This window comes from Phormidium sp. FACHB-592, from assembly GCF_014695795.1.
Lineage (GTDB): Bacteria > Cyanobacteriota > Cyanobacteriia > Leptolyngbyales > Leptolyngbyaceae > Stenomitos.
Genome location: NZ_JACJOZ010000074.1, coordinates 62359 through 88145 on the forward strand (window position 1 = coordinate 62359; position 25787 = coordinate 88145).

The 25787-nt window shown below is 49.2% G+C and carries 26 protein-coding genes; 8 read left to right on the forward strand and 18 right to left on the reverse strand.

Translation table 11 applies throughout. The features are described from left to right. Positions 1-3: 3 nt before the first annotated feature. The 10 genes from H6F86_RS19165 to H6F86_RS19210 all read right to left on the reverse strand — a co-directional run bounded on the left by H6F86_RS19165 (position 4) and on the right by H6F86_RS19210 (position 10456). Positions 4-861, reverse strand: a complete 858-nt coding sequence (locus H6F86_RS19165) for a hypothetical protein (protein WP_190450304.1) — start codon at positions 859-861, stop codon at positions 4-6. Positions 862-897: 36 nt separating this feature from the next. Further along, positions 898-1989 carry a hypothetical protein gene (locus tag H6F86_RS19170; RefSeq protein WP_190450305.1) on the reverse strand — a complete coding sequence of 364 codons (1092 nt, stop codon included), beginning with the start codon at positions 1987-1989 and terminating at the stop codon, positions 898-900. A gap of 63 nt (positions 1990-2052) precedes the next feature. Next, positions 2053-4068 carry a hypothetical protein gene (locus H6F86_RS19175; RefSeq protein WP_190450306.1) on the reverse strand — a complete coding sequence of 672 codons (2016 nt, stop codon included), beginning with the start codon at positions 4066-4068 and terminating at the stop codon, positions 2053-2055. A gap of 37 nt (positions 4069-4105) precedes the next feature. Further along, the gene (locus H6F86_RS19180; RefSeq protein ID WP_190450307.1) at positions 4106-5410 is read right to left on the reverse strand and encodes a hypothetical protein; all 1305 of its coding nucleotides are present in this window, start codon (positions 5408-5410) and stop codon (positions 4106-4108) included. Between the two features lie 48 nt (positions 5411-5458). Beyond that, positions 5459-6313, reverse strand: a complete 855-nt coding sequence (locus H6F86_RS19185) for a hypothetical protein (RefSeq protein ID WP_190450308.1) — start codon at positions 6311-6313, stop codon at positions 5459-5461. An 81-nt stretch (positions 6314-6394) separates the two neighbouring features. Beyond that, a complete protein-coding gene (locus H6F86_RS19190; RefSeq protein WP_190450309.1) occupies positions 6395-7303 on the reverse strand; it encodes a hypothetical protein in 909 nt (302 codons plus the stop codon). Between the two features lie 12 nt (positions 7304-7315). Then, positions 7316-8539, reverse strand: a complete 1224-nt coding sequence (locus tag H6F86_RS19195; protein ID WP_190450310.1) for a hypothetical protein — start codon at positions 8537-8539, stop codon at positions 7316-7318. A 448-nt stretch (positions 8540-8987) separates the two neighbouring features. Beyond that, positions 8988-9329: a DUF86 domain-containing protein gene (locus H6F86_RS19200; protein ID WP_190450311.1), complete on the reverse strand. Its 342-nt coding sequence runs from the start codon at positions 9327-9329 to the stop codon at positions 8988-8990. After that, the gene (locus H6F86_RS19205; protein WP_190450312.1) at positions 9316-9633 is read right to left on the reverse strand and encodes a nucleotidyltransferase family protein; all 318 of its coding nucleotides are present in this window, start codon (positions 9631-9633) and stop codon (positions 9316-9318) included. The genes H6F86_RS19200 and H6F86_RS19205 overlap by 14 nt, the downstream gene beginning before the upstream one ends. Positions 9634-10027: 394 nt before the next feature. Then, positions 10028-10456 carry a hypothetical protein gene (locus tag H6F86_RS19210; protein ID WP_190450313.1) on the reverse strand — a complete coding sequence of 143 codons (429 nt, stop codon included), beginning with the start codon at positions 10454-10456 and terminating at the stop codon, positions 10028-10030. Between the two features lie 935 nt (positions 10457-11391). Between H6F86_RS19210 and H6F86_RS19215 the strand changes: the two genes are divergently transcribed. The 3 genes from H6F86_RS19215 to H6F86_RS19225 all read left to right on the forward strand — a co-directional run bounded on the left by H6F86_RS19215 (position 11392) and on the right by H6F86_RS19225 (position 13250). Then, on the forward strand, positions 11392-11544 hold the full coding sequence (locus H6F86_RS19215; protein WP_242033599.1) for a hypothetical protein: 153 nt from the start codon (positions 11392-11394) through the stop codon (positions 11542-11544). A gap of 35 nt (positions 11545-11579) precedes the next feature. Then, a complete protein-coding gene (locus H6F86_RS19220; protein WP_190450314.1) occupies positions 11580-12173 on the forward strand; it encodes an SMI1/KNR4 family protein in 594 nt (197 codons plus the stop codon). 198 nt (positions 12174-12371) lie between these two features. Next, the gene (locus H6F86_RS19225) at positions 12372-13250 is read left to right on the forward strand and encodes a hypothetical protein (RefSeq protein ID WP_190450315.1); all 879 of its coding nucleotides are present in this window, start codon (positions 12372-12374) and stop codon (positions 13248-13250) included. Between the two features lie 130 nt (positions 13251-13380). On the opposite strand, the gene H6F86_RS19230 is transcribed toward H6F86_RS19225, so the two are convergent. The 3 genes from H6F86_RS19230 to H6F86_RS19240 all read right to left on the reverse strand — a co-directional run bounded on the left by H6F86_RS19230 (position 13381) and on the right by H6F86_RS19240 (position 16725). Then, the gene (locus H6F86_RS19230; protein WP_190450316.1) at positions 13381-14880 is read right to left on the reverse strand and encodes a NarK family nitrate/nitrite MFS transporter; all 1500 of its coding nucleotides are present in this window, start codon (positions 14878-14880) and stop codon (positions 13381-13383) included. 520 nt (positions 14881-15400) lie between these two features. Then, a complete protein-coding gene (locus H6F86_RS19235) occupies positions 15401-16057 on the reverse strand; it encodes a Pr6Pr family membrane protein (RefSeq protein ID WP_190450317.1) in 657 nt (218 codons plus the stop codon). 65 nt (positions 16058-16122) lie between these two features. Continuing rightward, on the reverse strand, positions 16123-16725 hold the full coding sequence (locus H6F86_RS19240; RefSeq protein WP_242033600.1) for a TetR/AcrR family transcriptional regulator: 603 nt from the start codon (positions 16723-16725) through the stop codon (positions 16123-16125). A gap of 75 nt (positions 16726-16800) precedes the next feature. Between H6F86_RS19240 and H6F86_RS19245 the strand changes: the two genes are divergently transcribed. The 3 genes from H6F86_RS19245 to H6F86_RS19255 are packed head-to-tail and all read left to right on the forward strand — an operon-like array spanning position 16801 to position 18785. Continuing rightward, positions 16801-17397 carry a glutathione S-transferase gene (locus H6F86_RS19245; protein ID WP_190450318.1) on the forward strand — a complete coding sequence of 199 codons (597 nt, stop codon included), beginning with the start codon at positions 16801-16803 and terminating at the stop codon, positions 17395-17397. A gap of 49 nt (positions 17398-17446) precedes the next feature. Then, a complete protein-coding gene (locus H6F86_RS19250; protein ID WP_190450319.1) occupies positions 17447-18346 on the forward strand; it encodes a pyridoxamine 5'-phosphate oxidase family protein in 900 nt (299 codons plus the stop codon). Between the two features lie 13 nt (positions 18347-18359). Then, entirely contained in the window at positions 18360-18785 is a 426-nt protein-coding gene (locus tag H6F86_RS19255; RefSeq protein WP_190450320.1) for a nuclear transport factor 2 family protein, read from the forward strand. A gap of 104 nt (positions 18786-18889) precedes the next feature. On the opposite strand, the gene H6F86_RS19260 is transcribed toward H6F86_RS19255, so the two are convergent. Both H6F86_RS19260 and H6F86_RS19265 read right to left on the reverse strand, forming a co-directional pair. Further along, positions 18890-20194 (reverse strand): ATP-binding protein, encoded by a 1305-nt coding sequence (locus H6F86_RS19260; protein WP_190450321.1) that lies wholly within the window; start codon positions 20192-20194, stop codon positions 18890-18892. Positions 20195-20299: 105 nt separating this feature from the next. After that, entirely contained in the window at positions 20300-20707 is a 408-nt protein-coding gene (locus H6F86_RS19265) for a Fur family transcriptional regulator (protein ID WP_190450322.1), read from the reverse strand. Between the two features lie 303 nt (positions 20708-21010). Between H6F86_RS19265 and purS the strand changes: the two genes are divergently transcribed. Next, positions 21011-21292, forward strand: a complete 282-nt coding sequence (purS, locus tag H6F86_RS19270; protein WP_190450323.1) for a phosphoribosylformylglycinamidine synthase subunit PurS — start codon at positions 21011-21013, stop codon at positions 21290-21292. A gap of 53 nt (positions 21293-21345) precedes the next feature. Here the strand turns inward: purS and H6F86_RS19275 are convergent, their stop codons facing one another. After that, positions 21346-21588: an RNA-binding S4 domain-containing protein gene (locus tag H6F86_RS19275; protein WP_190451023.1), complete on the reverse strand. Its 243-nt coding sequence runs from the start codon at positions 21586-21588 to the stop codon at positions 21346-21348. 78 nt (positions 21589-21666) lie between these two features. Further along, positions 21667-22749 (reverse strand): glycosyl transferase, encoded by a 1083-nt coding sequence (locus H6F86_RS19280; protein ID WP_190450324.1) that lies wholly within the window; start codon positions 22747-22749, stop codon positions 21667-21669. A 424-nt stretch (positions 22750-23173) separates the two neighbouring features. Between H6F86_RS19280 and H6F86_RS19285 the strand changes: the two genes are divergently transcribed. After that, positions 23174-24436 carry a DUF3095 domain-containing protein gene (locus H6F86_RS19285; RefSeq protein WP_190450325.1) on the forward strand — a complete coding sequence of 421 codons (1263 nt, stop codon included), beginning with the start codon at positions 23174-23176 and terminating at the stop codon, positions 24434-24436. 20 nt (positions 24437-24456) lie between these two features. On the opposite strand, the gene H6F86_RS19290 is transcribed toward H6F86_RS19285, so the two are convergent. Next, positions 24457-25674 (reverse strand): aminotransferase class V-fold PLP-dependent enzyme, encoded by a 1218-nt coding sequence (locus tag H6F86_RS19290; RefSeq protein WP_190450326.1) that lies wholly within the window; start codon positions 25672-25674, stop codon positions 24457-24459. Positions 25675-25787 lie beyond the last annotated feature (113 nt).

Genomic DNA, 25787 nt, shown 5'->3' on the forward strand with positions numbered 1-25787 from the left:
AATTCAAGTGATGGAATACCAGAAGCCTTGCGCACCCTGCCAGAGATTGGTTGACAGTCCTTGATCGACTGTCGATTCATCAATTTCTGAAAAGGAATACTCATCTGACCAATCCTGGGCAAAGGTTGTGCTGAGTGTGGCAGCGGCAGGAACAACCAAATGCAAAACTGCCAAATTCAATCCTGCCCAGAGAAATTTGGAGAGCCCCGCATGAACAAGCAAGTTACGAAATTGTTCTCGCTCGATATCGGCGATCGCATTGGTTGGTTCAATTGGTTGACAGGCAATACCCCATTGTTGGAGTGTTTTGCAAAGCGCGGGAGCCTCTTCATTGACACGATGAGTCAGAATACAAGCGGGTCTCGCGGCTGCCAGCGCTGCTAGATCACGGAAGGCAAGGGTCAGAATATCTAGTTTAGAAACTTGCTGATCTAAGCGAGTGTCTAAACTTTGCGCCAGCGATTCCCAACGCCAAATAATGTCGGCATCGATGCCAGTCGGAACACAAGACTCCCCAATCACATCGGCTAAGAAATGAATATTCCAGGAGTTGCGATCGGTGCTAGTCCGAAGACGTTCCCACTCTTTAAGCGTTTGCACAACGTGCTGGGAACTGTTGCCGTACGACGGCAAGGTGATGGGCATTTGCACGCTCGAAATTAAGCTGGGTTGATGAAGGTAAAACTGAGGATTGTCCAGAATATGCCAAAGTTCGCGCACAATCCAGAGTTCCATCAACTCGCCTAGTTGCTTCACTAAAGGCAATCCATAATGAGATAAGGCAAGAGTTGGATCAAGCACACACGCCCAGCGACGTTGATTGAGGGTAATGGAAAAATCGGATACTAACGCTGCTGTCATGATTACAATCCTCAAATGGATGAATCAAACCACACATTAAACGACTGCCGATTGTGCACCGAGGACGCTTCTTAAGGCTGGGGTGACACCTGAGAAACCGCGTCCCTCTGGGGTCATGCGATAGGCAGCAACCCAGGCTTCAGCGTGAGATCCCATTGGTCGCATTTCAGATTGGAAGAGAATGGGGTCAAGTGCTGTCTTGAAGTCGTTATCGGCAATAAATTGTAGAATGCGTCGTCCACTCTCTGCCATTTTTGCCCGTTGAGATGGTTCTCCAATGCCGCCCAGGTAGCGATTAGAAACCATTTCAATCACATCCCATTTAGTATTGGCATCAAAAGATTTCTTGATGTCAGGGGTGTCTAAGAGTTTGAGAACTTCGTTGAGGTAATGCCCTGTTTCCACTGTAAGCGCGAGGATATTGCCATAGGTGGAGCGATCGAGGGCATAGCGCAAATCTAACCCAATACGCTGCACTGTACCGATGCTGCCAAACGGGCGCTGCTCAATTAACGGTCCACCGCGAATGACTTCACCAATCAACAAATCGCGGAAGTACTGCGACACTGCCACCATAAAGCCCACAAACTGGCGATGGAAGTTGACATTTGTGATCGCTCCAACGGGTGCCTGCACTCTGCCATAGTTGAAGGCGCGACGGTAGGCAATCATGCGATCGCGCTGGTTATACCGCAGTGGTTTCCATTTATCCAGCAGGTAAAGTGCCCGCGCACCGGGTCCGCGCTGAATCCGCATTCTGCCTTCGCGGAAAAGGCGCTGTAACACCTGCACCACCTGGAACACTTTCATCCGTTCGTGCTGATAGATGTAGTACAACTCTGCGGCAGCATGGAGTTGGCTGGGCACGATCGAGTCATCAAAATCAGGCTGAATGTAAGGATAGGAAATATTCTCAAAGGGAACAGCACCTTTGCCACCAAACCCTACCAGATCTAGAAAACCATCCTGGCTACCCGTACCATCAGCGGCATCCTTCAGGAGTTCGCCAAAGCGGTCTTCAAACTGTTGTTCATACTGTTGTCGTTCCTGGGGTGGCATTGCTGCCAGTTGATCTCGTAAAAACTGATTCCATAAGCGCTGAATAGTTTCTGTGGTTTGGTAGCTCATGGCAAAAATCCTTGGTTACAATCTTGCAGTCTTAGCCTTAAACACCTGTTCTAAAGCACCAAATTAGGTCTCACGATTGCGGCGCACAGAATCAGGCGCAAAGCGATCAGCAATCCGCTCTAGGCTCGTTTCTGGCGTTGGTGGCAAGACAATTTTCTCCATGAATGGATTGGATGGCGATTTTTCTTCAGCATCCTCTGTAGGAATTTCTTGATTTAGAACTAGCTCGATCGCCCTACTAATCATTAGGGTTAGCTCATCAAAAATGTCTGTATTTCCCTCGGTGCTGTAGAGAATAGTGCTGGGTGCCATCGTTCGCACCAAATTTCTCCAGCGACTCTCCATATCTTTTTGGATATATAACTCCTGGCTAGCAATTTTTTGGAAATCTCTTACCTTTGATGTGAGATTATCAACAGAGGAAAAGCTAAACACAAAGCTAGGAGCATCCTGATCCTGATCCCCATTCTCATTCTGTCTTAATCCAAGCGGTATAAATTCTCGCTGAATCGCTCTCAGTGTTTTTTTAATAGACACAAGAATTTGCGAAAATTCATTGTTTAACCGTCTCATAAAACTACCGGTGGACTCGCTGCTGGTGATTTCACCTGTAAGCGTTCTGATAGTTCCAGTAAAGCCAGCCCCACCACCAAAAAATCTATCAAAGAAGGCGCGAATCAAATAAAGGTTGGCGGCGGCTCGACGCTCTGGATCGCCAAAATCTTCTGTGCCGACCGCATACAGGTCAATGCCGCGATCGACACTGTAGAGAATCTTGTCAAGCAACACTTGCACTCTGGCAATGTGAGCAGGCAACCCAAATTGAGCCAGGTTATCCAACTGATCGGCAAGAATATTGCGGTAAATAATCAGTTGAACTAGGCGCTGTTCTGCATCATCTACGCTGGCTGAACCATATAGACCATAAAACAACACAGGCGGACGGGCAATTCGCAACAGTCGATAGCCACCTGAAGCCCCTGTCTCGCCTGCACCAAAGGCGTCGGTAAACAGTCCAATGGCCTCTAAAAATGAGGCTAGTGGTGGCGAATCAAAGACGACATTGCCGCTATTATTGATACCATTGTCATCAAGCAGATTCTGATTCAACCGACTGCCAATGATGATCAGACGACGAAACCGCTCCAAATCTAGTTGTGCCGTCGCGCTCAGTGCTCTTAACCCCTGCGCTCTCCCGTTTTCTGCCCGATGAATCAGAGTGTCGAGCAATCTTGCCATTTCATTCTCGACCAGCAGTGCCCGTAAGTCGCCCTGTCCTTGAGAATCCAGAAAACTCAGAAGCCTACGATAGGCATCAATGCCCCTTGGCCAATCGTTTTGACTGTAGGCTTCTTGCGTTCCACCAACTAAATTACGAAGTGCAGCGATCACGGCATCTCGACGAGTTTGCAACTCACTAAATGGAAGCTGGAGTAAAAAGCGTCCACCACTGACTCCGCCATTTGCCAGCGACTCACCCAGCATCACCAGGAGAACAGAACTCACCTCGTCTAAACTTTGTGCCAGTTTGCGATAGTTGATACTGCGAGCTGGGGTGAGGGTGCCAACAAGCCGAGCCACACGAGCATAGTCACCCAATGTGCGGCGAACGCCTAGAGCCTTGTCTCGCTGACGCGCATCCAGAGCAAACCGGGCAGCGCTGACTCCTTCTGAGATAGCAGATCGAATGGCGCTTGCCCACCCTTGCAATTCAGGGGTGATGTCTTTTAAGACAGTGTTAGTTGTCAGTTCAGTTAGATCACGCTCAATATCAGCGATCGCCTGCTCCAAATCCAAGTCATTCGATGTCGTCACTGGAACTACAGTTGCCTGTACGGATGCTGCCTGTAGAAACGGTAATCCTTCCGCTTCGCGGGCAAGACCTAGTGCCCGTGAAGTGCTCCTATACCGCGCTAGCAATGCAGTCTCAATTTGCTTTGCATCATTGGGATCATTCACCCGTAACTCGCGACGGAGCAGGTTGTCAAATGCCATGCGTTGAGCAGAATTATCCATTGGCGTTGCGCCATTATTTTGTGACATTGCGTGGCTCAAAGGGTTGCTAGAGGGGGTTGCCATCGTTTTAACTCACTTCCAGAGCAAGATAGGTGAATCTTTATGCGACAGTCGAAATCGCTGTGCGAACCGCTGCCTGAGCCTCTGCTAACGTACTAGCAGAGCGCGTATTCAACCGAGTGAGATGGGTAATCACCCGTTGAGAGAGTTGACGAGGTGAGGTTTGCCCAGTTGCCAGCGCATAGCTAGAGGCACCAACCAGAAAGCGTGGCGGTAGCTCGGTGGGCACTCTCCCTTGCACCAGTTGTCTGGCGCCCGCCTGAATTGCCCGCTCATCGTCACGGCTAAAGGGAATGATGTTCACCAGTGCTTTTTGTCCCAGGTTGCGCCGAGTTTGAAAGGCAATTTCATCCACAATTTGCGGAATTACAGTGTCGGCAGTCTGCAAGAGAGTGGCAGGAATGCGATGAGCGCGATTCGGGTTATACAGTGTTTGCCAAACTCGCTGGAGGCGATCGCCCTCCGCCCCAAACCCAATCTGCCGCAGCATCTCTGCCAGAATCAGAATCCGCAGATAGGCAGTGGGATGGGCACCCCCTGGTCGAAACGTCATTGTACGTGGAGCCGGATGGGCAAGAAACACCGCCATGCCCCAAGCAGCCGACGGACCACCTAACAAAATCGCTGCCAGATCAGCAAAGATTTCTTTATGCCAGGTTGCATACGTGCGAGTAACCGTTGGGTCGCCAGTAAACCGCAGAGTGCGTTCCAGCACAGCACGTCGATTTTCTTGCCAGATGCCCAAATCTGCCTGAAGATTATGCGCGACCTCGTGCAGAAAGACTGCCTGCCAGGGATTATCGCGATCCCACGGAATCCGAATGATGGGAAACGGATTTTGCTCTCCCAATAACCGATTCAACTGGATACCTCGCCGCATGGTTGCGGGGGAAAAGCCATGCTCCATGTAGCAAACCGGTTTCAGCAGGGGACCGCGAAAAAGAGCCGGAGCCGCTTGTCGAATTGGGGCATAGCAATCAACCGCAATGACATCGTGAGCTGCAAGAGCTGGAGCAAAGGTGGTGCCTCGTTGCCCAAAGACCTCAAAGAAGAGTCCGAAAGCACGCCGCGATCGATCCACTTCTCGCTCCACTAGCGCAATATCTCGCAAGACCCGATCAGGTGGGGCTGTCTTCCAGGTTTGCTTTACCTGCTCTAAACGGCGCTGTGTTTCCTGGTCAATTTTTGCCAGTCGACGATTAGCTGCTCGAAAGTGTGCGGGAGACGGCGCGTAAGGGATGTCTTGTGGACGAATGCCCACTGAGGCATAATCCACCTGCACCAGTCGGCGTGCCCGTGCTGCCAGTGCCAGAATTTTAGTATGTAGGAACAAACGCGTTTCCATCACAGCTTCCTCGCATAGGATTCCTGTTGACCAACAGCACGGTACCGCTTACATGGCACCACGACGGGCTGCTGCTGGGCGAGTACGACGACTGCCACAGGCAGCACAGATATGTTGACGAATCGCAGGGCTGGCGGAGCGAATCAGACGACGAATCATTTGAGGATTGCGGCTGAGACGCTGCCCCACTTGCTGAATGACCCGTGGTAAGGCTGTGGGAGGAACGCCCTGCTGGCGAGCAACTCGTTGAGCAGTTTGCACCACAGCAGGTAAGGCTCGTACTGCTTGAGTTCCTTGCTGGCGGGCGATCGTGCGAGCCGTTTGGGTCGTTGCCCGAACGAGCTGTTGTCGGGTTGCCTGGGGCAGTCGTGCCGCTTGAGGCATAGTGCCATGAACCGCCATCGTAGCGATCGCGGGAGCCGCTGCATCCATCAAATCTTCTGCCTCTGCCAAATCTACCAGCGCGTCTACCGCTTCAAATTCATCGGCACCATCTGCTAACAAACGTCCGGCAACGCGGGCAACACGAGCAATTGCCTGTGCCTGTGGTAAGGGAATGGCACTGGCGATCGGTGCAACCACACGGGCAACACTGCCAATGCCGCGTCCAACCTGACGAGCCACTCTAGTGACACCCCGAATGCCACGCGCTACGCGCCGGAAAAACTCATCGCTATCTTCTGCTTCCAGGGCATCTGCCATCGCTTCTTCAAACGCATCGCCCTCATCGTAAGCATCATAAGCATCGTAACTATCATAAGCATCATAACCATCGCCCTCATCAAACGCATCGAATGAATCGTCGTACGCATCATAGGCTTGGGCAGAACGGCGCGTTTGGGATGGACCTTCTGCCTCGTAGAACAAATCATCCATAACATCGGCTTCAAAGGCTTGATACATAGTTTCCCTCTCGATAATTGTAGAAAGACAGGATTAGTAGGACTTCTAGCCCTTAATTAATTCACACCGTTTCAAGCTGACTTAAAAGAATGTTGCAAAAGCATCAAAGCTACGCTGCCCTCTAGTGGGACGACGTTGTTGAGGATGGCTCTGGGGCGATCGTTGTCCTCTAGCTGGACGACCTTGTTGGGGACGGCTCTGAGGTGAGCGCTGTCCTCCAGTTGGACGTTGTTGCTGCGGAAGACCTTGCGGTGGACGCTGCCCTCCGGCTGGACGCTGTTGCTGCGGAAGACTCTGGGGCGATCGTTTTGCCCGTTGTTGTTGCGATGGCGAATGTCTTGGAGTGTGAACATCCTCCTCTCGCAGTGGTTCCGTACTCTGTGTTGTTCTTCTAGTAGTAGGATCGTAGACACGCTTCTCAACAAGTCGTCCCTCTCTAATTGGGCGGTTGTTCCCATCAAGTTGAGGCTGATGTATTAAAAGTACGCTACGTGCAGTTGGATCATTCTGTACTACCCGTTCAAATTGCCTGATTGCCGCTGCGCGGCTTTCCCTACGACGCTGAGGATTTAGAACCTCGACTTCAACATTTACGTGTTCTCCAGTTCTTAGATCGTTTGCTTGATGATCTGGCTGATTAGACGTTGTAGTCAGTGGTCCTTGATTTTTTGGATTCGGTCTTGTATTGGGAACTACCTGAGGCTGATGTGCCCGAATATCAGTAAGTCCCCATTGTCGCAATTGCCTATCCACCTGAGCATTTATTGTTGCTTGAATTGTGTCTCTAGACACTCCATCATTAGGTTCTGTTGGCGCAGTACCACCTCTAGCGTAGTCTACATCCTCATCCTCAAATCCATTCCACTCAGCAAGCCAATCGAATTCGTTTAAGCCCTCGAAGGCATCAAATTTGTTTGTATGGGAGTGAGTTTGTGGCGACACATAGTAGAACAAGTTATCCATCAAATCACTATCAAACGCCTGATACATCTTTTGTTCTCCCTAACGGCTTCTGATAGTGATTTCGACCGGACCGCGAATCACTAAGCGTTGTGGAATGCCTGTACTGCTTCCCGTCACATACCGACGGGTTACAGTTGAAGCGTGTTGGGTTGCCTGCGCTAACCGACTTACCAAGCGAGGGTTTCTAGCAACGCTGGCAGCGGCACGACGAATGGCTTGAGGAAGCTGTTGAGCAGGCATTCGGCGGCGTTGAGCAGTCCGTTGAACAGCTTGTACTACGCGGGGAACAGCTCTGACGGCTCGTGCCCCCTGACGACGAGCCAGAGTTTGCGTAGACTGACGCACACTGTGAACCAGTTGCCGTCGTGCCGTTCGATTCAATCGAGCGGCACGGGGCATCATGGTACGAACAGTGAGTCCGGCAATGATGGGAGCAGCAGCATCCACCGCGTTCTCGGCTTCGGCGAATGATAGTATTTCGTCCAGTACCTCAAACTCATCGGCTCCATCTGCCAACAAGCGTCCAGCAATGTTGGCGATCGCCCCAATTGCCTGGGCTTGCGGCAGTGGAATCATGCTGGCAACAGGACCGACCACCCGTGCCACCTGACCAACACCTCGACCGACCTGACGCGCCACCTGTGCTGCCCGACGCACTCCCTGCACAGCACGACGTAAGAACTCGTCACTGTCTTCAGCTTCCAGGGCATCGGCGATCGCCGCTTCCATCGCATCCATGGCATTGATGGAGCCATCCTCAGCAAAGGCATCACCTGATGCAAACTCATCTTCAAAATTCTCCTCAAAGCCGTCTTCAAATTCATTCATTTCGTCGAAGAACGATTCATCTGAGAAGGCGTTTCTGCGTGGTGGCCAGGGTCCACGGTGTCCTGAGGGTCTGCGGCGCGGCACCTGGCGGCGATCGTCACCCCGTTCCCCCCCGCGATCTATCCCTCGGCGGCGTTGTCCTTGCTCATGTTGCGTCCGGTTAGACTCTCGCTGATTTGTGCGATGGGGGTTAAACTCGTCACCAGATGCCATCTGGTCATCCCACAGATCGCCCTCTAGATTGTCTCCGAAAGCATCTTCCTCAAAGGCAGCAGCACCCTCCGGTGCAAATTCATCCATACCATCGGTAAACGCATGGTCATCACCAAAGGCATCAAAACCTTCTTCTTCCATCGCGTCATACTCGTCAGCCGATGAAATGGGTGTCTCTGCCGCCAGATCCTCCATTACATCACTCTCAAAGGGTTGATCCATGGGATACCTTCCTTGCAAAGTTAGTACACTGCTACGGGCAGTAACGGGTAGAACCCACGCAGCAAAAGTGTTACATACTGATCACTTTCAATTAGCGCAGCACTTGCGGAAGCGATTGAAAGTCTTTGCATTTAAAGTACGCCGTTCCCAATCAAGTCACTAGTCACATAAACTAGGTCACTCAAATGAAGTAACTGGATCAAGGGAGGCAAATGCCCAAAGAAAAGCCATGTTGTGTTGCAGCTATTCTGTATGATTCCGTCTGCCACACTCTTTTTTGGAAGAAAGAACACTGGGCGGACGGTTCCAGCCGTTGGGTCAGCATTGGAGCCTGTGAACAGTCTCCAGAAGGCTGCTGACGTTCTTGAAACATCATTGCGATCGCTATAGTTTCACGGGTAGTGTTTCTATGCGTTCAAAGGGCAATGCTTTTGATTCAATGGTGAGATCAGGGTTCTTGGGCAGGTAGCAAAGGCTCAATCATAGACAGTAGCTGAGGGATGTCGTCTTGAATTACTCCCCAAATTTCATCGACTTCGACGTGATCATACTGGTGAGTCAGGATGTCTCGCATTCCGGCAATTTCCCGCCAGGGAACGACTGGATGCTGATTGCGGAAATCGATGGATAGCCGTTTGACAGCTTCTCCAATAATGACAATTTGATAGAGAATGGCGGACTGTTTTTCTAAATTTGCTGCCAGTTCCGGCTTCTCTAATCCTTGAGTAAATTCCAGAATAAGCTGGGCAGCTTTGGCAATGTCTAGTAATGAGGCGTTATCTCGCGACATAAATTACCTGAGCCGTCCCTAGAATTTCGTTGCGCCGAATCCAGTTATGGCTCGTTTCAATAGCGTATTTGCTAACCAGATCTACTTCACGCCCTAGTAAATCTTCTAGCTCGTACTTCATTTTTGCTAGTGTCATTAACCCACGTTTTGCATCGGGGGCAAAGGTGACAAGCACATCAATATCGCTGTCGGGGCGAAAATCGTCTCGGAGGACGGAACCAAACAGGGCAAACTCGCTCACCTTCCAGCGTTGGCAGAATTCAGCAAGCGTGTTTTCAGGAAGTTGGGTGTTGAGCGTGAGCATCCTTTTACCTCCCATATCAATTTATTCCCAACACTAGCCATTTATCCATTGCTGATTTCAAGCGGTTGAACGAGCGATCGATTGCTCTGAAGTAGTCCAAGCATTGCATGGTATCAAGTGGGTGCTTTAGCCATTCTGCCTTTATTCTATGCCTTGACTAGATCCACCACGACAAGCGGTTACACCAGAGTCAGCAGAAAATATGCGTGAGGAAAATATGCGTGAGAGAATACGGAGCGTGGCGAACACTTGATCTCAGGCACTCACATTGCACGCAAGCTTACTCCCCTCTAGTAAAAAGAACACTGGGCAAAATGGTTCTAGCAGTTGGGTGCTCATTAATGCGTGTGAGCACCCTGAAGATGGCTGTTAGGCTTTGAACGCAGTTCTGCTTTTAACTGACCGTTGCAGGCGAGGTGCCATTGGTAGAACCGTTTGTCGAAGCGGTTGGTACAGAACTTGTGGTTGAGGGCGTGGAAGGGCTGGCACTGCTAGTACGGCGGTTCACCTTCCGGCGAGAACCACCTGCCATTTCATATTCCTGACTGGTTTTACCGTAACGACTGCCAACACCCAGCAGCATTTTTTCGGACATTGCCATGACAAGTTGCTCGGCACTACTTACATCGTCGGCAAGCTTATCGATTGAAGATAGAGCCGTGTTATATGCGGCAAGTTTAGACCGCAACCTATCGATGGTGCTGGTATAGGCTTTCAGAGTGAGCCCACTGCCAAAATCAAGCTCTGCGCTGATGGAACGCAAACTTTCAATGCGTCGATCGGCGCGTTCTAACACTTCAGAATTTCGTTTGCGACGTGCCATGATGCCCCCTGTAATTAGCTGTACAACCACACTGTAGACACGCGATCGCCGGACTCACCTGAGCAAAAACCAGCAGGATTCAGAGCAGGCAAAAGTGATCGTCGTAGAAAAATAGGGATGTTTACGGAGGACAGTGCTTTGGTTGCAATCGCTGCCTTTGATACCAATGCCAAAAAACACCAGAGGCATACACCCCCGCAAAGACTTGTGAAGGAAATTGCAAGCATTGGTGTGAGCGCTTGCCAAAGCCGTTGCTTCAATCAGTCTGTTTCAATCATTGTAGGCATGGCTTAAGCCCGGCTTATGAATGCTTGAACCGTTGTAACAACGGTTTAAATAATTGCTGCAACGACTTATATGTTTCTTGCAAACGCTTAATTCTTTCTTATACGAGTAGTAACCGTCGCTGCAAGGATTTGAATCGGAGTAACGGAGGCTTGAATCAGAGTAACGAAGACTTGAATCGGAGTAACAAAGATTCAAATCGCTCTAGCTTTGCAAGCAATGTTTGCTACAACGGTTCAAATTTGTCTGGCAACGGCTATTTTCTCATCTACTGCACAATTCTCATCTACTGCAAAATCTAGCGTGGCTGCGTCCTGGAGTGCATGGCAAATCATCTCCCCACTCAGCAGCGCCTAGAATGTTAGTCACCTCAAAGCTGTGTGGAAGCCAAAGCATACTGTTAGCTCAACACCCGATCGCTGCTTCGACCTCAACTCAAGTGTGGTATCAGACTCGTCTCTGTGTTTGTGCAAAACTAGGGAGTATGTCGCCTTTACGCCCTCCTCTAACCTCATAGAGCGCTTGAGAGCAAGAGCAAGCTATGGTGAAGCTAGTTCTTCTAAATACCCATCATTGCCCCTTCCCATCCTGCTCGATCGCGCCACAACCCCTCTTTCTTTTATCTTGCTGTGCCGATGATTCACTAGAAGTTGACTAACCATAATCATGGTCACATTGCCATCCGGTTTACTGCCATGCTCGATGCCCATTTAGACAATAGTGGCTGTATAACAGGCAATTCTGGCATTAAGGTAAATATTATTGAAACCAATAACTATATGAGTTTAGCCATCAGGGTTTAAAGCCAAGCTAATCTAAAATTTTCTGTGGAGGTATTATGTCAGCTTTAACCGATGCTCTGAACCGGATTATAGAATGGCTTCAACAAAATAGTCCTACTTGCGCATCAGGTTTTCTGCCAGGTCTATCATCCAGAGAAATTGAAGAAAAGCTTAGTGAGCTACCTTTTTGTGTCTCTCGTGAAGTCTACGAACTGTATCAATGGCGTAATGGCATTAATAATGGGTGTGGTGTTTTTGTGTATCACTGCTTACTAGATCTAGAAACTGCTTTGAGAGATTCACAAGGTATTAACGATTCTTTTTGGCTCGAAGCTCGAGAAGAAGATGGAAACCCTAAATATCTCTTTCCAATCTTTGATTTTGATGGTGAGTATTTTGCTGTTCCAGGCAGTGACAGTCTAAATGGTACTGCCCCCATCTTTCATGTAGATGGTGATGATGGTTCGTTAAGCTTTGCTTTCACAAATCTTACTCATATGATGTTGGCAATAGCTGAGTGCTATGAAACAGGCGTTTATTCAGTAACTTCAGATGGAAATGTAGAAGTTACAGATGAAGCTAAGTTTGGTGAGATTCGCCGCAAGCATAACCCTGGCTCTGTTGAGCAGCTATATGCTAACGGTTGGTAAAATAGATTGGCATCGGCTATATAACAAGTCGATGAAGCGGACAAACGAGAAGTCTTGTGATGCCAAAATTATTTGCAACCGCTTATCCTGGTCGTTAGCCTAGGAAAGAGTTGTATAGCTAAAGGAATGTCAGTAGACTTAAATTTGATCAACCAGGTTTTAGTTCATTAGATTCTACAAATTGACGAGCTAGATCTTATGCTGGGAATCTCTATACTTACACTTCTGCTAATTGCTGGAAGTATAATCTTTACTACAGCTATAATTTATAACGCTCTACATCCAATCTCTAAAATCAAGCAGATTAAACAGCAAGTTGTACTAGAGTTCGACCTTGTTGCCTTCATGAGCTTTCATAAATACTCATGGCACAATCTACCGTTAGGACAGCTAGGTATAGTAACTGAGAGATTTCGATTAGATTCTGTTTCTAGCTCTTATTACAATCTTTATAAAGCTGAGATCATCGTTCCAGTGCTGACTGATGATGGAGAGCTTAGACTGCACTCGACCAGTTATACCGTTGCTAGAGAGCCAACTGGCATTCCTAGACTTATTTTTTTGAAATGGCTGCAAAGAAGCCACATTAAGTTTGATCCTAATTGGTATGGCGAAAAAGATATTTACAAAGGTTCTCTTCCAGTTTCAACTAAATTAGATTCTACAGAAGAAGTGAGGTACAGAGTAGCCCAAGAACTAAGACCTTTAATTAAAGAACATCGTGAGCTGCAATTAGAAATAGTGCGCGTTGATTCTGAGCGTAGCAAAGCGAAAAGGCTACTTAATTTAACAACCAAGTCTGATGTTTATGCAAATCAACGAGATCGTTACGAGACAGTATACTCAGAAGTGAGCGGAGTACTAGCCAAGGTAAAAGAATTAGAGCAACTCTACAGGCAATTTATTAGAGAGTCATTAATCGGTGTTCAACTGGCGACGAGTCATCCTACGATGCTGTCGGGGAGCAATTTATCAATTAAAGCTATTGAGGCAGAGTGCGAAAAACAGAAAGAAGAGTATCAGTATATGAAGGATAAGGTTGCAGCTTATGTCAACTTGTTAGATGCCGAAACCTGACATCCTGCTACTGTTATGCTTGCCAGCCGTCTATCACTCTGGTTTCCGACATTTTGGAGTAGCCGGAAACCAGAAAATGAGAGATTCAAAATCACAGATTGAAATTCAGAGATCTAAATCAAGTCGAAGCTTAACGGCGATCGCCCTGGTTTACTGCCATGGGCACTGGCACAGACACAGGCGCTTCCGTATGGTCACCAGTTACCTCTTTAAGCGTAAAGGCATTTATAAACGCCACAATGAGCGCAACACAGCCCAACATTTGAAAAAATAGCTTGTCGCCAGCTACGCCCTGGGGCAAAAGGCTATAGACCGTTAGATAAATGACCGCGCCAACATTACCATAGGCTCCTACATTACCCGCGATCTGCCCAGTAATTCGGGTCTTTACTAGGGGAACGATCGCGTAAGTTGCGCCTTCCGCTGCCATTACAAAGAACGATGCCAACATAGTCATCAGCACCACAAAAATGATGGGTACGCCTTGACCGAACATACTAAACAATAGATAGCCAATGCCTGTGCCACCAATAGTTGCAGCAAGCGTCCATTTGCGGCTACCAATCTTGTCAGAAAGCCAGCCGCCACCTGGACGCGCCACGATGTTCATAAAGGCGTACATCCCTGCTACTGCCCCCGCCACTGCTGCCGTCAAGCCAAACCCACGTTCAAAATAAGTGGGCAGCATAGAGACAACCGCAAGCTCTGACCCAAAACACGCTACATATGCCAGTTCAAGGTTAGCAACTTGAGCAAACTTATAGCGATCCTCCGGAGCGTAACGCTTTACTCCTGTCATTAGTGGCTTGTTCGCCTGCCAGATGTTGTACGCCTGATAGAGATAAAGACCAACCAGAAAGACACCAATCAGCAAGAGTACTGTGTTGCCAATGAACTTCAATTTTGTCAAACGCCATGCAATTAAGCCTAAGACACCGACTAGCGGAACATTCATGACTAACAAAAACCAAAAATCGCGCTTGCTAGTAACTTCCATACCAGCGTTGCTAGGCGGACGTTGATACACCCTGCCAGGAGGAGTGTCGGTGACATTGAAGTAATAGATTACGCCATAGACTGCTGTTATCACACCTGTAAGGGCGATCGCCAACCGCCAGTTGAACTGTCCTGCCGCCAAAAAGCTTAATCCAGCAGCAATGGCAGGCAACGTAAAGGCAGCGCCTGCTGACCCAAAGTTGCCCCAACCCCCGTAAATGCCCTCTGCTAGACCAATATCTTTGGCAGTAAACCACTCTGCCACCATGCGAATGCCGATGACAAAACCACAGCCTACAATGCTCAAGGCGAGGCGAGCATAAACCATTTGCTCAAAGTTTTGTGCCAGCGCAAAAGCAAGGCAAGGAAACACCGCGTAGATCAGCAAGCAAGAGTAGGTAAGGCGAGGACCAAAGCGATCCAAAATCATACCAACCCCAATCCGGGCTGGCACTGTAAGTGCCACATTGCATATAGCGAGCGTTCGCAGTTGCGGATCGGTTAAACCTAACTCAGCCTTTGCGGCTGTTGCTAACGGTGCAAAGTTAAACCAAACAACAAAGGTGAGAAAAAAAGCAAACCACGTCATATGCAGGATTTTATACCTGCCCGTAAACGACCACAATCCAGCCATGACAGCTTTACTCCAAAATGCAGGTGTATGAATTTACTTCAATGCCTTGGAGCACAACGAGACTGCAAACAATGTGCTGTTTGAAAGCCGTAGATGCTTTAGCAACCAAGCCTTAGCAATCTACCGTGTGGATGCAGATGCATTGAGTTCAAAGCGGGACAACGCTGGATAAGCGCAACCAATAGTTGACTCAAAACTATTCGTAAAACTAAGTGATTGAGTCATGAACTTCAGCAAAAAACAGGCTTGCAGTAAAACCCCTTGAGCTTAAACACATCAATCTGTTTTTGCCTGAATGCCATAAGCAGCAATATCACAGAGGCAAAAAGAGCTTGTAGAAAGGTTACCGATCTTCATAGCGTTACTCTGTGTAAACCATCACAAAAAATGAGGGCAAACAAGTTCTACGCCTTGAAGCGATGCTATTGTGGCAAGGCAGAACGGTTGATTGAAGCCTTGCACTTAGGGCTGCTCGAAGTTGCCATCTGCACAGCTTATTCAAAAAGAACAGAGCGCACCTCTAGGCAAGGTCGCGCTGTTTGATGGCTTTTACCTTTCTGCCAAGCCGGCGATCGACAGCGACCAGCAACAAGCCCATGAGGATAAAGCCGATCGCCACGAAAACGCCATTGAGCAATGCCTGCGGATAGCCCAGCGTTGTTACATCAATAAACGGATAGGGATAGAACCCAAAGATTGCGCCCCAAAACAGCGCCCACAGCAAGTACACAAAAGGAAAGACTGCCCACCGAAAGGTATCGTGCCAGCGCAACTGTCCTTTAGGTGTGAAAAATAGCCATTCAACGCCATAGAGCACAGGCATCACGTAATGGAGCACCACATCTGCTAACCACCACAGACCAGTCGGAGTCCATGTCTGCCTTAGGAGCAAAAAGTAAACAATCCCCGTAATGAAGATGTAGACGCTTACGCCAGTCTTCACTTTGGGATGAGTGAAGAAACTACCAGCGTCGCGTCGTTGTAACCATATTGCTGTAAAAACCGTGGCAACTAGAATGTTGCTGAGAATCGTGAAGTAATCGAAGAACTTCATCACCCCAACAATTCCAGGCAAGCCCTTTTCCATATTGCTGACAATCAGCAGGTAGAGTTGTAGTGCCAAAGCGCTCCAGCCCATAATCGCGCTAACAAAAACAAACGGTAACCTGGTCGCCATCACTGTCTCTACTATTTTCTCTGTAGATACAAATACCACGTGCAGGTCAACTTAGAATGGGTAATTTATACTGCTAAAAGGTTTTCTGGTAGTGCTTGCAAAACTCGTTGAAAGGGAGCTGTATCGCCTAAGCCTTTCGCCAAAATAAGTGCGCCTTGAATTTGCAAAATGGCATCTTCAGCACGCTGTCGGGCGATCGCTGCCTCCACGCCTGCATCCACTGCCACGCCTGCCAAAGAATCGATCCAGCGATTCAGCGCCTGTTGGATTTGGGCTTGAAACAACCCATTGGCTTCACCCAGTGCCAACATTGCTAGCAAACAGGCTTGCTGACCATGATTGTAGTAAGCATCCACACTACGAGCCATTGCCTGAAGCCGTTCAGAAGGATCGCCCTCGCTGCGTAGTGGTGCCAGCATTCCCGTTTCCAGCTTGTGCCGGAGATAGTCCAACACGGCTGCTGCCATTTCTTCTTTCCCGCCAGGAAAATGGTGATACAGGCTCGCTTTACCCAATCCCGTTGCGCTTGACAACCGCGCCAGCGTTGCCCCTTCGTAACCATACTGGCGAAAGACCTCAACCAGTTGGGCAACAGCATCCTCTCTCAACATTGCTTCAGCTTCATTGCAACTATTGACAGTATACCGAACGATCAGTACAGTAGTCATGTACCGAACGATTGGTACAGACAAGAAGGACAAAGCAACCGAATTACAAAGCAACCGCTGTTGAACGATCGCTCTATGCTGAAACTGTACGATTTTTTGCTATCTGGCAATTGCTATAAAGTGCGGCTACTGCTGTCTTTATTGGGGTTAGAGTACGAGTCGATCACCGTTGGTTTAAAGGCAGGTGAACACAAGAAACCGCCGTTCTTAGAGTTAAATCCGTTTGGACAAGTGCCTGCTTTAACCGATGGAGCGGTCGTGCTGCGCGACTCGCAAGCAATTTTGGTTTACATCGCGCGTCGCTATGGAGGCACAGATTGGCTTCCCGAAGAGGCTGCGGCGTTAGGCAGTGTGATGCAGTGGCTCTCAACCGCGTCGAAAGAGATTGCTAACACAGTGGCGACAGCACGACTGCACTATTTATTTGGTACAGCGATCGACATAACCACTGTAGAGAAACAGTCCTATGCGCTACTGCAAGTGATGGATCAGCATTTGGCAACCCGGCACTGGTTGGCAAGCGATCGCCCTACGATCGCAGACATCGCCTGTTTCCCCTACATTGGGCTAGCCGCCGATGGCAAACTTTCGCTAGACGCATATCCGCATATCGTGGCTTGGGTCGAGCGGATCAAGCAACTACCCGGTTACGTGGGGATGCCTGGTTTGTAGAACGCTGCGCCAAAGCCAGACAAGAAGTAACGCTACAAAGGAGGTTCTGATGACATCCTTTCATCCTGGAGAACAGGCAGTGCAGTCAAGGGTCGGTGTGCGGGCAGAAGCCGATCGCCTGGGTCATCTGCTGAACGCTACCATTAAGCCCGCTGCTCAGACATTTTTGCAGAGTCAGTCATGGGCGATCGCCAGCAGCGTTGATACCAATGGTCACGTGTGGGCATCACTATTGACGGGTGCACCGGGCTTCGTGCAGCCCATTACAAACCAAAGCATCCAGATTAACGCTATGCCGATCGCGGGTGATCCGCTGTGTGCTGCGTTGCAATCTGGTAACGCGATGGGGTTGCTGGTCATTGATTTAGCCACTCGACGACGCTTGAGGCTCAACGGTACCATTGCCATGCAGCCCGATGGAGCAATCCATCTCCACACCAAGCAGGTGTATTTCAACTGCCCTCAATACATTCAACTGCGCCAGCTTGAGGCTTCAGCGATCGCCCCAACCGGTCTGGCAGAGGCGATCGTCAGTTCAACACTGTCACCCTCTCAGCAGCAATGGCTTGCCCAGGTCGATACCTTTTTTATTGCCAGTAGCCATCCTGATGGTGCTGATGTATCCCATCGCGGCGGCAATCCAGGCTTTGTTCGGGTCGTAAAAGCGAACAAGTTGGTGTTTCCAGACTACGCTGGCAACAATATGTTCAACACATTAGGCAACCTGTTTCAACAGCCGCAGGCAGGCTTGTTGTTCCTTGATTTTGAGCAGGGCAACACGCTGCAACTGACTGGCAACGCTCAGATTATCTGGGACTCTGAAGCCCTTGCAGCCTTTGCAGGTGCCCAACGGCTCATTGAGTTTGAGGTCAGTCAGGCGATCGCCACCACCAACGCCCTGCCATACCGCTGGCGCTTTGTCGAATATTCACCGTATAACCCGCTCTAACATGGAACCCAGCATGGAAACGAAACCACCTCTACCACCGTTCACCTTAGAAACTGCCAAAGCAAAAGTGCAAGCAGCCGAAGATGCCTGGAATACACGTGACCCCAAGCGTGTAGCAAGTGCCTACACACCAGATTCGCAATGGCGCAATCGCTCAGAATTTTTGAGCGGTCGTGAGGAAATTGCCCTCTTCTTACAGCGCAAATGGGACAAAGAACTGGATTATCGCCTCAAGAAGGAACTATGGAGTTTCACCGAAAACCGCATCTCTGTGCGCTTTGAATATGAGTGGCATGATGAAGCGGGTCAATGGTATCGCTCTCACGGCAATGAGCAATGGGAGTTTGCCGACAACGGCTTGATGCAGCGTCGCGAAGCAAGTATTAACGATGTGCTGATTCAAGAATCAGAACGAAAGTTTCGTTGGGAACGGACGTGAAAGAGCGGTTAGCCATCAGCCATCAGCCGTCAGCGGGCAGGCTCGCATTCATTGCTACTTGATCGCTAATTCATTGCTGATTGCTGATCACTAATTGCTGATCGCTAATTCATTGCCAAATCAGCGCTGAGAAAGTCAATAAATTGACGCGCACTGCGACCTGATCGCCCATTGTGCCGTGTTGCCCACTGAAGCGCCTGGTGTTCCAATGCCGCTGCATCCAGCGTGATGTGGGCTTGCTTAGCAAGATGGTGAATCATCTGCAAATAGGTTTTTTGGTCGGCAGGCTCAAAGGTGAGCGTCAAGCCAAACCGATCGCTAAACGATAGCTTTTCTTGCACCGTATCCCAGGCGTGGATTTCATCGCCATCGCTAGGACGAGGACGATCGCCAAAAAACTCTCGAATCAAGTGTCGTCGATTGGACGTGGCGTACACAACAACATTTTGCGATCGGGCGGTCAGGTTGCCTTCCAACACGACTTTTAACGCTTTATAGGCATCTTCATCTTCCTCAAAGGACAAATCATCCACAAAAATGATGAATTTCTGGGGCAGATCCCGCAAGGTTTCTACGATCGCAGGCAAAGCAACCAGATCTGCTTTCGCAACTTCAATCAAACGCAACCCAGCCGCACCATAGCGATGCAGCAAACCCTTCACCAACGACGATTTGCCAGAGCCGCGACTGCCGTACAGCAAAACGTGTAGCGCTGGATAACCATTCAGCAAAAACGCTGTGTTCTTCAGCAAGGCTTCTTTTTGAGCCTCATAGCCAACTAAATCAGTTACCTGTATTGGATCGGGAGTGGCAATACCCACCAATTGTCCCGACTGCCACCGCAGCGCTTTGTAACGAGCCAACAAGCCCACACCATGCTGACGGTAGTGAGCAGCTAATGGCTCCAGTGCCTCGCCCCAGTGATCGACGACATCAAGGGTCGATCGTAACCAGTGCAGATGAGGTGCAGCTTCCTGACCCCAGGCGACGGGCGCAACAGTAAGATGAGCCGCCACTTTAACGGACTGGCTAAGCTGCTGGCTACTACACATATACATTTGCTGTAACACCTGAAGATCATGCCGAGCCGCCGCTATTAAAGCAGGCGCTAAGTCACTCAGATCCGTGCGCTGCACCTGCTGAGTGAAAGGGTTCTCCGCATTCAACAACTGGGTCAGCAGATAGTCCTGCCAGCTTTGCTTGCAGTCTGCCAGAGCGCTAAACCAATCACCGTATGCCCGCAAACAGTCGATATTTTCGGCTGCTGTATTCCGTTCTGCATGACGAAGGGCTTGCAACAATGTCAGAAATGCCTGCCCCACGTCGCCCTTAAGCACAGATTGATACACCAGCAGTGCGGCGGCTTGATGTAGGAGCGTTTGAACAGGGGCGATCGCAGGAGTACTCATTAAAAATAGATGAATGGAAATGTGAACATGACCCTGTTTTAGCTTTCAGCGTTCAGCCTTTAGCTCTCAGCCTTAAATCCTACAATGACCGCTGATCACCGACCGCTAATTAGCAGCCTCACTAGCAGATTCAATGGCTTGACATTGGGTGCAAAGCCCAAAAAATTCCAGCATGTGATAGTAGATCTTGAACTGATACGACTGGTTCAACTGCGCCTCCAACTCATGCACCGGGCACGCATCGATCGGAATTGAGCCTCCACACTGTAAGCACGTCAGGTGATGTTGATCTTCCTGCACTAGACTGTAAAGCGATTCACCACCCGCCATCGTCCGCGCCTGTACCGCACCCTCTAGCTTGAGAGACTCCAGGGCGCGATACACCGTTGCTAGCCCCATTGCCTGGTCACGGTTCCGCAGCTCAACAAACAAATCCTGTGCTGAAATTGCCTGATCAAGGTTTTTGAGGATGCTGATAATCCGTTCCTGGCTGCGAGTACGACTGGCTTTCATAGGGGAGGAGAGGAGAGAGGAGTCAGGGGTGAGGAGTGTGGGAAAGTTTTGAGTTTTGAGTTTTGAATCGCATGTTGTGCCGCTGCGCTAAAGAATTTGAGTCAATTCTGCTTACTGATTACTAACTCCAACTTTGAGAGAACCTCCAACTTTCACAAAGCATTCTATCCAAAAGACTCCACAGCTAATGAGTCTTTTTGCCTTCTGCCCTTTGCCTTCTGCCTTTTGCCTTTTACCTTTTTTGCCTTCTGCCTTCTCCCTGCGGTAGCATCAGTAACGTCAAGACTATGACAGGAAGCAACTGTGACTCAGACGTATCAAGCTCAAATCTATGTTACTCTGCGATCGTCAGTTCTCGATCCAGCCGGAACGGCGGTGCAGTCTGGGTTAAAGCATCTAGGGTACGAGAATGTGGCACAGATCAGAATTGGCAAATATATCGAACTAACATTAGACGCAGCGAACGAAGAAGTGGCGCGTGAACAGATCGATCGCATCTGTGACCAACTACTGGCAAACCCAGTCATTGAGAATTATCGGTTCGATTTGCAGGTATCACCTAAACCTATGAACATAAGCGCATAGATTCTGATGCTGAGTATAGCTTGCTTCTGCCGTCGGTTCGCTGAAGCAGTCACTCATTCCCACCCTGTGGGTTCGTTAGCGTTGCGCGGTTGCAAGGTAGCAGTTTCAACATTAAAGGTGTTGCCCATCGTAGCAACGCGATCGCCCAGCACGAGCTTTCGCCCACGCCGTGTTTCGACTGCGCCGTTGACTTTCACTTCGCCTGCCTGGATCAGCAGCTTTGCCTGCCCCCCAGACTGCACCATCCCCACAACCTTCAAAAATTGGTCTAGCTTGATTGTGCCTGTCGCTATCATGCGCTGTCCTGTTGAATAACCAACCATCTTCTACCGTAACCCATCACGCTTTGTTGCTGCCAACGCTTCTGTAGTGCCTTAGACAGCAGTCAGCAGATAGTCGATCGCGGCTTGGGCAATTGTTTCATTGCCGTCAGTGAGGACGGGTTGCGATCGCGCAGGCTGCAACGGCTGGTGTAGAAAATCCCAGTTGCCTTCAAAAAACTCAGACGGCGCGAGAATTTGCGAGGGCACATAGTCCTGAATGCCATCCAGCAAAATGGCGGCTTCAGCAAAATCATCACGAGTGATGGAGATGATCGGCGTACCTAACCGACACGCTTCAGCAAAAGTGCTGTAGCCCGGTTTAGAGAGCAACCGTCCACACACAGGCATCAGATCGACGGGGCGATAGTGGTTGTCAGTAATTTTGATCAAGTTTGGTAAGTCTGGAGCGTTGCGATCGAAGGTCAGGAACTGCCAGTCAGAGAACTGCTGCAAATTTTGGTAGGGAATTTCGTTTAGCCCTAAGCCGCCAAAAGTCATCAAAACCGTGCGGTCATGGCTTGCCGTTAGCCCAAACGTTTCTCGCAGTTGAGCGACACTGTAGCGCGGGGAACCACCAGTCAAGCCCACATCCTGGATCACCGGAAACGCGCTCATCGGCTCATGCAACGGTAGGCGAAACAGGCGATCGCACTTGCTGAAGCAGTCGGCAATCCAGTCAGCCATATCGACAAACTCGCCGCCCCACGGTCGATAGATAAAATCCCAACCAAAGTTGCTCATCATCCAGCAGGGCACCTGAGCCGCCTTTGCCAGCAAGGTGGCAAGCGGTGGAATATCCGCCAAAATTAGCCCCACCCGATTTTGCTTAATGAAGTTGACCTCAGAGGCAATCAGTTTGTTTTGCTGTGCCCGCAATTGCTGGAGCCGCTCTAGTGTCGCTGGTTTGTCCATCGTGACACTATCGGCTTGCAGAATACCAACATCAAAAGCCCTGGGACGATGGATGAAATCAGTTTGAATATAAGCTTCCAGCAGCCAGCGAGGTGCTGTTGTAACCAGAATCAGCAACACGTCGGGATAGAGCCGCTGAATGGCAGCCGCCACAGAAGCAGCACGAGTCGCGTGTCCAAACCCATGATTTGTGATCGCCAAGTAGAGAATCGGTCGGGGCATGAGTCAATGTTGGAGCGATCGCCCAAAAAGCGGGAACATTAAGCTGAATGGTGCAGCCATCGCTAGTTTAACGTCTCCTTAAAGGGTATTCAGCAATCTAGCCGAGAAAGTCGAGTCAACCAATAGAGTAAACACCACTTTTTCACAGGCACAATCATAATAGATAGAAGAAGCTTGCCAAGAAAAATTTACGGTTGGGTAGAGGTAGAGTTTGCCAGACCCTTCATCAAACCGCAAACTTTTTTGTAAACTCTGCCCCTAAGGGTATTTTGTTTGCTAGAAGTCTTCCAAGCTCATAGTCTCAAAAAATCTGCATCTGCTGCCTTGATAGACAACTGGCGTTGTTGAAGCTGGCTTTGATGGCATTAAATCAGGGTATTCATAACTGTCACTGCTAGCGCTAACTTTACATAAACAATGACGTATGCTAACAGAAACTTTTTATGCAGATCTGGCACCTCTGAAGCAGTTTCTAGAAATTACTAAACCTGAAAACTTTCGCTCTGTGCCAAACGATTGGTATGTTGTAGTCACAGACATTGTTGAATCTACAAAAGCGATCGAAGAAGGGCGCTATAAAGACATTAATCTTTTAGGTGCTTGCTCAATTATTGCCGTCCTGAATGTAGCGCGGAAAATTGAGATTCCCTTTGTCTTTGGTGGCGATGGCGCGTCGATTGTCATTCCACCAACGCTTTATGCAGGCACGAAGAAAGCCTTACTTTCACTCCAGCAGCTTGCCCAATTAGAGTTTGATCTCACATTACGGGTTGGCATTGTGCCTGTTGCCGATGTGACGGCTGCTAACTATGCTGTAAAAGCAACAAAACTGAAAGTTTCAGAAAATTACAGTCAAGCCGTTTTTATGGGTGGTGGTATGACTTATGCCACCGAATTAGTCAAAGCGCCTGGTGAGGCAAATATTTATCGACTGCACCAGTCTGATGCCGTTCTTGATGTAGATTTGTCAGGTCTAGAGTGCCGTTGGCAAGATATTCCCACTAAGCATGAAGAGATTCTTAGCCTCATTATTATGGAGACAGGACAGCATCTCGGTAAGGCTGGTGCTGCCTATCAAAATGTGATTAAGCAAATCGAAAAAATTTACGGAAACGATTTAAGTTATCACCCAGTTGTCGCTAATGAGCCTAACCTAACGTTTCAAACAAAGCATTTAATTAAAGAAACAAAACTGCGATCGAAGTCAAATAGTTGGTTCCATCGTACTGCCTATTTATGGAAGATCAAACTGGAGAATTTTCTAGGACTGATCTTTATGAAGTTCAAGCTTAAAATTGGTGACATGGATTGGGGCGGCTACAAAAAGGTTTTGACAGAAGCCACCGACTATCGAAAGTTTGACGATATGCTGCGGATGGTAATATCGGGCACTAAGCTTCAACGAGAACAGCTGATCAACTATCTTGAAGAGCAATACAAAGCGGGGCATTTAGTCTACGGCACCCACGTCTCCGATCGTGCACTTATGACCTGCCTAGTATTTGAACACAACGGTCCTCAAGTACATTTTATTGATGGTGCCGATGGTGGCTATACGTTAGCAGCAAAAGCCATGAAAGCCAGAATGCACCGTAAAGTGCTGAACTGGAGTTCGTATGTCTCGCTCAACAGACGGCAAAAAAGATCTGCCAGCAAAGCCCTTGATGGAAAGCTTAGGGCTGAATGACAGGAGTAGAACTCAAAACGTTACGCCCCACTTCTCTGCATAAACTGTCGAATCGCTTCTACTAGTTGATCGATTTCTGACTCCAACGTGAGGTAGTGGATACAGGCGCGCACACAGTCAGGGTTAAGGATCACGCGGAGCATGAAGCCGTTGGATTCTAAAAACGAGACTAGTTGATTGTGAGACTTACCCGGTAGCTGAAACGAAACTAACCCTGCTTCGGGTGGGGTCGATCGCAAGCAGACGACACCCAGCAAGTCAGCCAACTGTTGCCAAAGCGCGTAACTCAAGGTTTGGAGGCGCTGATAACGAGCTTCAGCAGTGCCCCATTGGTGATGGAGCGAGATCGCAGCCCGCACTCCGGCATACAACGGATAGGCTGAGGTTGCCAGCTCATAGCGTTGCCCGTTGGGTTTCCAGCCCGTTGGTTGTCCGTGGCTGTCTGCTGTAATGCCACGCCAGCCAATAAAGGTAGGGTGTAGGTTTGCCAGCGCTTCAGGGCGAATGTACAGCCCACCCAAACCTTCGGGACCACACCACCATTTATGTCCTGTAAAGGCATAAAAGTCTGCTTGAAGTTGATCAAGCTGCAATGGCAGCACGCCGACCGACTGAGCAGCATCGACCAGAACCTGAATGGGCTGATGGCTAGGGTACCGATGGCAAACCGCAGTGATCGCTGCCAGGGGAAGTACTTGTCCCGTATTCCAAAGGATGTGACTGAGGACAACGAGGCGGGTAGTGGGTCGCAGGTGTTGCTCTAACACTGCCACAGGATCGCCTACATTCAGCGTTTCTTGGAAGGGGCAGATAGAGACTTCAATGCCAAACCGGCGCTGAAGTTCTTGCACAGCGGCAATAATGCCGGGATGTTCGCAGTCAGAGAGCAAGAGGTGATCGCCCGATCGCCAGTTGATGCCCCAGAGCGCAATGTTGCAACCCGCCGACACATTCTCAGTCAGGGTAATTGTTTGAGAGGTAGTGCCGAGTTCTGCTGCGATCGCGCGTCTGGTCAGTTCTGCCTCATTTACAATCCAGGTGTTGCTCTGGTTGGAGAATGGACCCAACTGCTGAATCTGGACATAAGACTGTTGGATGGCTTCGAGCGCCACTTCTGGCAGTGGTCCTTGTCCACCATAGTTAAAATACGCTTTGTTGGCTAAACCAGGAAATTGTTGCCGATACGTGAGCAAAGATGCTTGTGAAGTAGAACTTTGAGAAGTAAAAATGCCTGTCATGGTAACGTACTGGTAGAGACAAAGCGCTAGCATTCTAGCAGGTGAATTTAGCTTTTGCTGAGCAGTCAGGAGTCGGAAGTTATCAGTAACTCAGGGCGCAAACGATTCAAAAC